Below are 6192 nucleotides of genomic sequence, written 5' to 3' on the forward strand. Positions count from 1 at the left end.
ATGCCGTAGGGGTGCGACGTGATCTCCCCGTAGCCCTCGGTGAACGTGATCGGCGCGTGCATGACGGTCACGCCGGCGGCGCGGGCGGCCTCCACCAGCGCCACCGTCCTGGGCAGCATCCCGGTGCGCTCCATCACCCCGCTGACCGCGCCGTGGAGCACCCCGCCCTCGCTGGTGAAGTCGTTCTGGTACTCGATGAGCACGATCGCGGTCGTCTTCGGGTCGAGGGTCAGCTCGGTCATGTGCGGCTCCCGGGATCGGCGTCGTCGGCGGGACCGATTCAACGGGCCGCCGGCCGCGACGGCAATGCCGCGTTCGGGTTGATGGGCGCGACCGCGTCGGGCTCCGGTGCGGAGTCGGCCCAGGTCGCCGCGCGGGACCGTCCGCGAAGCGGGTCGACAGCACCTCCTCAGTCGAACAGGATTGTTCGCAAGGTGCGCGTCAGGTGCGCCACGAGGCGGTCGGCCGGCATGGCGGCGAGCGGACCGCTGCGCACCACGTAACGGCTGAACGCCACCCCGATGAGGTGAGCGGCGAGCAGGTCGACCCGTTCCTCGACGTCGGAGCCGGTGATCACCGCGAGGTAGGCGGTGAGGCTGGTCGCCCGCATCGCCTCGTACAGCCGCGTCGCGGCGGCCTCGTCGGACGCGGCGCCGCGGATCAGGGCGAGGAAGGGGTCTCCTCCCCCGGCCCGCTCCATGCGGTCGACGAAGCCGCTCGCGACGCGCTCGGGCAGCGTTTCGAGCGGGCCGGGCAGGAGTTCGCCGAGGTCGCGCGGTCCCGGCACGGCGGCGAGGAACAACTGCTCCTTGGACGTGAAGTGCCGCATCACCAAGCCGTGCGTCACCCCGGCGCGCTGGGCGATCTCCCGGATGGTGGCGCGGTCGTAGCCGCGTTCGGCAAAGGCGGCGCGGGCGGCGTCGAGGATGGCGGCACGGTGCGCCTCGGGATCGCGCGTGCGCTTGCGGGGTGCGGTCACCCGCTTAGTGTACATCTGGTCATTAGCGTGTACGGTAGCTAATGACCAGACGTTCATTAGTGGAGGTCCCCGTGTCCCCCGAACCGCTCTCCCCGCGCAACACCACCGTCGTGCTGGTGGACCACGCCATCGGGTTCGCCAACGTGCTGCGGTCGCACGACCTGGCCCAGCACGTCAACAACGTCGTGGGCCTGGCGAAGACCGCCGTGCTGTACGACAGCGGGCTGGTGGTCACCAACGGGATGCCCGACAAGCCGTCGGGCCCCCTGTACCCGCAGTTGCGCGAGGTCATCGGCGACCACCCGGTGATCGAGCGCGGCGGCAACTTCGACGCCTTCCTCGACGAGCGCTTCGCCGAGGCCGTCGCCGCCACGGGTCGCCGCAGGCTCGCCATCGCGGGTGTGTCCACCGAGGGCTGCGTGCTCCAGACCGTGCTGGGCGGCCTGCGCGCCGGGTACGAGGTGCACCTGGTGGTGGACGCCTCCGCGAGCATCTCCGCCGAGACGCACGAGACCGCCGTGCGGCGGATGGTGCAGGCGGGTGCGGTTCCGGTGACCTGGCTCTCGCTCGCCGGCGAGTTCACCGCGGACCACCGCAGCCCGAGCGCGCCGCACTTCCAGCGCCTGATGCGCGAGCACGTGCCCACCATGGCGGCCGGTGTGCAGTCCTTCGCGTCCACTGTGGAACAGGTCAAGCGCGTCGCGGTCTGACGGGCGCCGAGCCCGGTCGCACGTCACCGCGCGGCGCGGCTCCCACGACGCCGGCACCTGGCGCCACCGCGCGGTGCGGTGGCGCCCGACGCCCCCGTTGCCCGGTCGTCCCCCTTGCCCGGCGAAAGACGCCCACCCCGCGCCGGGATCGCGCCCCACCGCAAACGGCCCGTCACGGGGGCCTGGATGTCCTGCCGGGTGCCCGGCGCCTCGCCGCCCGCGGAATTCCGGCGGGTGCCGCGCGACCGGGTCGACGCGGTCGGGCTCGGCGGCGGGGTGGGCCGAACCGGGACCGTCGAATTCCGATCGAAATGCCCGACCACCTGGAATAAGACCCCGGAATAGAACACGTATGTGAACGAGAACGGCGCGAAACAAACACATATGTGAACCGGAAATCGCCCGTTGACACGCCTGAAACAACCTCTTACGGTGCGATGAGAATATCCTTTCGCCGCCCTTGCCCCCTGCCGGGAAAGGAAATAACCATGCCCACGACCATCGGGAACAGGCGTGCTCCGACCCGGGTCGCGGTGGTCGCCGCCACCGCCCTGGCCGCCTCCCTGCTCACCGCGCCCGGTGCGGCGCCCGCCCTGGCCGCCACCACCGCGGACGGCTTCGCGTCCGTCAACGCGCTCGGTCAGAACGGCACCACCGGTGGCGCGGGCGGCGCCGTCGTCACCGCGACCACCGCGCCCCAGTTCCTGGACTACATCGCCCGCCCGGGACCGCTCGTCGTGCAGGTCAAGGGCACGATCACGCTGCCGACCGGCAACTCCGACGGCATGCACGACGTGGCCTCCGACAAGACGATCACCGGTCTCGGCACCGACGCCCGACTGGTCGGCGGCGGGCTCAACATCGGCCTGCCGGTGGACGACGACGTGACCTCTCCCCCGGCCGACGCCGTGCACAACGTGATCATCCGGAACCTCTCGATGTCCGGCGCGACCGACGACCTGATCAACGTCCAGATGTTCAGCCACCACATCTGGATCGACCACAACGACTTCTCCAACGGAGATGACGGCGCGGTCGACATCAAGCGCGGCTCCGATTTCGTGACGGTCTCCTGGAACAGGTTCCACGACCACGACAAGACGCTGCTGCTGGGCCACGACGACGACAACGGCGCGCAGGACATCGGCCGATTGCGGGTGACCTACCACCACAACTACTTCGACGGTTCCGACCAGCGCAACCCGCGCGTCCGGTTCGCCGAGCCGGTGCACGTCTACAACAACTACTACCGCGACAACAGCTACGGCGTGGCGTCGGCGATGAACGCCGGGGTGGTGCTGGAGGGCAACTACTTCTACAGCGTGAACAACCCGGGCCGGGTCGACTTCAGCGGCGACCTGGGCCGCATGGTGCAGCGCGACAACGTCCTCGTCGACTGCAACCACGAGATCGAGACGCGGGGCAGCGTCGTCGAGCCGCGCACGTACTACGCCTACACCCCCCACCGCGCCGCCGAGGTGCCGACCGTCGTGCCCGCGGGCGCGGGCGTCGGCAAGATCTGAGAGGACCGGCCATGAGCCCCATCAGCAGGCGCGGCCTCCTCGCCGGCGCCGCCGCCACCGCCCTGACCGCCGCCACGGCCAAAGCCGCCGCGGCCAGGCCCGCGACCACCACGAACCCCGTGTGGGCCGCGCCGTTCGCCACCGCCGACGGCTTCGCCGGCACCAACCTGCTCGGCCAGAACGGCACCACCGGCGGCCTCGGCGGTCCCGTGGTCACCGTGCGGGACACCGACGCGTTCCTGGACTACTGCGACCGCAACGAGCCCTACATCATCCAGGTCGACGGGGTCATGCGGTTCAGCAGCAAGCACGCCCTGCGGTCGAACAAGACCGTCATCGGCCTGCCCGGCGCCGAGATCAGCGGCGGCGGCCTGGACATGTACCGCCGGCAGAACGTGATCATCCGGAACCTGAGGTTCACCGGCGCGGACGACGACGCCATCAGCATCCAGCAGTCCTCGCACCACATCTGGATCGACCACTGCGACCTCAGCGGCGGCCAGGACGGCCTGATCGACATCGTGCGCGGCGCGGACCTGATCACCGTGTCGTGGTGCCACTTCCACGACCACAGCAAGACCGCGCTGCTCGGCCACTCCGATTCCAACGCGGGCCCGGACACCGGCAAGCTGCGCACCACGTTCCACCACAACTACTTCGACGGCACCGCCCAGCGGCACCCCCGCGTCCGCTTCGGCGAGCCCATCCACGTCTACAACAACTACTTCCGGGACAACCCGCTGTACGGCGTGGCGTCCACCGAGAACGCCGGCGTGCTGGTGGAGCACAACTACTTCGAGAACGTGCCCCACCCGATCTACTCCGGCTACGACGAGAGCGGGCCGGGGCGGGTGGTCGAGCGGAACAACGTCTACGTCAACTCGGGCAGCCCGGAGACGCTCGGCTCCGTGGTCGAGCCGCGCACCTACTACGCCTACACGCCCGACAACGCCGCGAACCTGCGCACCACGGTGCCCGCCGGCGTCGGCGTGGGCCGGATCTGAAGGAGGGGACCATGAGCCCGTTGAACCGCCGGAGCCTGCTCGCCGGCTCGGCGCTGGCCGCCTTCGCCGCCACCGCCCCGCGCAACGCCAGTGCCTACCCCACCCCCTACCAGCACCCCTCGGCGCTCGCCGTCGCCGACGGGTTCGCCTCGGTCGACGCGCTGGGCCTCAACGGCACCACCGGCGGCGCGGGCGGCCAGGCGGTCACCGTCACCACCGCCGACGCCCTGGCCGACTACGTGGGCCGCAAGGAGCCCTACGTCATCACGGTGTCCGGCCGCATCCAGGTCGGCGACGACATGCTGACCGTGGTCGCGAACAAGACGATCCTCGGGGTCGGCTCGGGCTCCGAGATCACCGGCGGCGGGCTCCAACTGGGCTCCACCACCCGCCCCGGCAACAACGTGATCATCCGCAACCTGCGGTTCACCGACGCGTCCGACGACTCGATCAGCGTCACCAACAAGGCCCACCACGTGTGGATCGACCACTGCGACCTGTCCCGCGGCTACGACGGCCTGCTCGACGTCAAGCGGGAGTCGGACTACGTGACGATCTCCTGGAACCACTTCCACGACCACAGCAAGGCCGCCCTGCTCGGCCACTCCGACACCTACACCGCCGACCGGGGCAAGCTGCGGGTCACCTACCACCACAACTTCTTCGACCGCACCGACCAGCGGCACCCCCGCGTCCGGTTCGGCGAGCCCGTGCACGTCTACAACAACTACTACCGGGGCAACGCGCTGTACGGAGTGGCGTCGACGGAGGACGCGGGCGTGGTGGTCGAGGGGAACTACTTCGAGAACGTGGCGAAGCCGATCCTGTCCGGCTACGACAAGAGCGGCCCGGGGCGCGTGGTCGAGCGGAACAACGCCTACGTCAACTCGGGCGCGCCGCAGACCCTGGGCACCGTGGTCGAGCCGCGCACCTACTACGCCTACTCGTTGGACCCGGCCTCCTCGGTGCCGTCGCTGGTGACCGCGGGCGCGGGCGTCGGCCGCGTGTAGGTCCGCCCGGAGGACGCCCCGGCTCCCCGCTCGTGGGGAACCGGGGCTTCACCGGTTTCCGGAAAGGATTGCCGGCGCCTGTTCCATTCACGTCCGTGAATCGCCGATCCGTTCATCGACGTGAATCTTGTTGCCCATTTCGCACAGTTGCGCAATGCTCTCTGGGAGCGCTCCCAGGATCCGCTGACCACTGTTGATGCCGCCGATCGGCAGTGGTGGGCGCCGTGGGGAACCGCTGTCCACGAGTGCTGTTCGCAAGGAGGCGACGCATGAGTTCGCGCATTGGCAAAAGCACGAGGAGTCGGATCGCCGGCATCGCCGCGGCCGTGTCGGTGACGGCTTTGACCGGGGGCATGGTGGTGGCCGCCGGCACCAATGCCAATGCCGCGGCCGGGTGCCGGGTCGACTACACCGTCACCAACCAGTGGCAGGGCGGTTTCGGCGCCAACGTCACCGTGACCAACCTGGGTGACGCGGTGTCGAGCTGGACGCTGGAGTGGTCGTTCCCGGCCGGCCAGCAGGTCACGCAGCTGTGGGGCGGCGAGTTCTCCCAGTCCGGCAGCGCGGTGACGGTGCGCAACGCGAGCTACAACGGCTCGCTGGCCACGGGCGCCTCCGTGACGCCGGGCTTCAACGGCTCCTGGACCGGCTCCAACCCCGCGCCGACCTCGTTCAAGCTCAACGGCGTGGCCTGCACCGGGCAGCCGACCGACACCTCGACGTCCACGTCCACGTCCACGTCAACCACGACGTCGACCACCACGACCACCACGACGTCGAACCAGAACCCGCCTTCGGGTACCGCGACCGGTTACGCCTCCCAGAACGGCGGGACCACCGGCGGCCGGGGCGGGGCGACGGTCCGGGCCACCACCGGCACCCAGATCCACCAGGCCCTGTGCACCCGGGCCACCAGCGCCACCCCGATCACCATCGAGGTCGAGGGCACCATCAACCACGCCAACA

Annotated in this window: 7 protein-coding genes; 5 read left to right on the forward strand and 2 right to left on the reverse strand. The window is 70.1% G+C overall.

What is annotated here, in order from left to right; genetic code table 11:
* A partial coding sequence (locus tag ACFV4N_RS38095; protein WP_499677538.1) for an isochorismatase family protein occupies window positions 1-242 on the reverse strand: 242 nt, incomplete at its 3' end.
* Between the two features lie 167 nt (window positions 243-409).
* The gene (locus tag ACFV4N_RS38100) at window positions 410-979 is read right to left on the reverse strand and encodes a TetR/AcrR family transcriptional regulator (RefSeq protein WP_499677539.1); all 570 of its coding nucleotides are present in this window, start codon (window positions 977-979) and stop codon (window positions 410-412) included.
* Between the two features lie 71 nt (window positions 980-1050).
* Here ACFV4N_RS38100 and ACFV4N_RS38105 point away from each other — a divergent pair, with 71 nt between their 5' ends.
* The 5 genes from ACFV4N_RS38105 to ACFV4N_RS38125 all read left to right on the forward strand — a co-directional run.
* Complete coding sequence (locus tag ACFV4N_RS38105; protein ID WP_499677540.1) at window positions 1051-1689, forward strand: isochorismatase family protein; 639 nt, start codon at window positions 1051-1053, stop codon at window positions 1687-1689.
* Window positions 1690-2177: 488 nt separating this feature from the next.
* The gene (locus tag ACFV4N_RS38110; RefSeq protein ID WP_499677541.1) at window positions 2178-3212 is read left to right on the forward strand and encodes a pectate lyase family protein; all 1035 of its coding nucleotides are present in this window, start codon (window positions 2178-2180) and stop codon (window positions 3210-3212) included.
* A gap of 11 nt (window positions 3213-3223) precedes the next feature.
* Window positions 3224-4216, forward strand: coding sequence for a pectate lyase family protein (locus ACFV4N_RS38115; protein ID WP_499677542.1), 993 nt, complete (start codon window positions 3224-3226; stop codon window positions 4214-4216).
* Window positions 4217-4227: 11 nt separating this feature from the next.
* Window positions 4228-5226, forward strand: coding sequence for a pectate lyase family protein (locus tag ACFV4N_RS38120; protein WP_499677543.1), 999 nt, complete (start codon window positions 4228-4230; stop codon window positions 5224-5226).
* 269 nt (window positions 5227-5495) lie between these two features.
* On the forward strand, window positions 5496-6192 hold a 697-nt coding region (locus ACFV4N_RS38125), incomplete at its 3' end, for a cellulose-binding domain-containing protein (protein WP_499677544.1).

This window comes from Actinosynnema sp. NPDC059797 (assembly GCF_042732085.1).
Classification (GTDB): Bacteria; Actinomycetota; Actinomycetes; order Mycobacteriales; family Pseudonocardiaceae; genus Actinosynnema.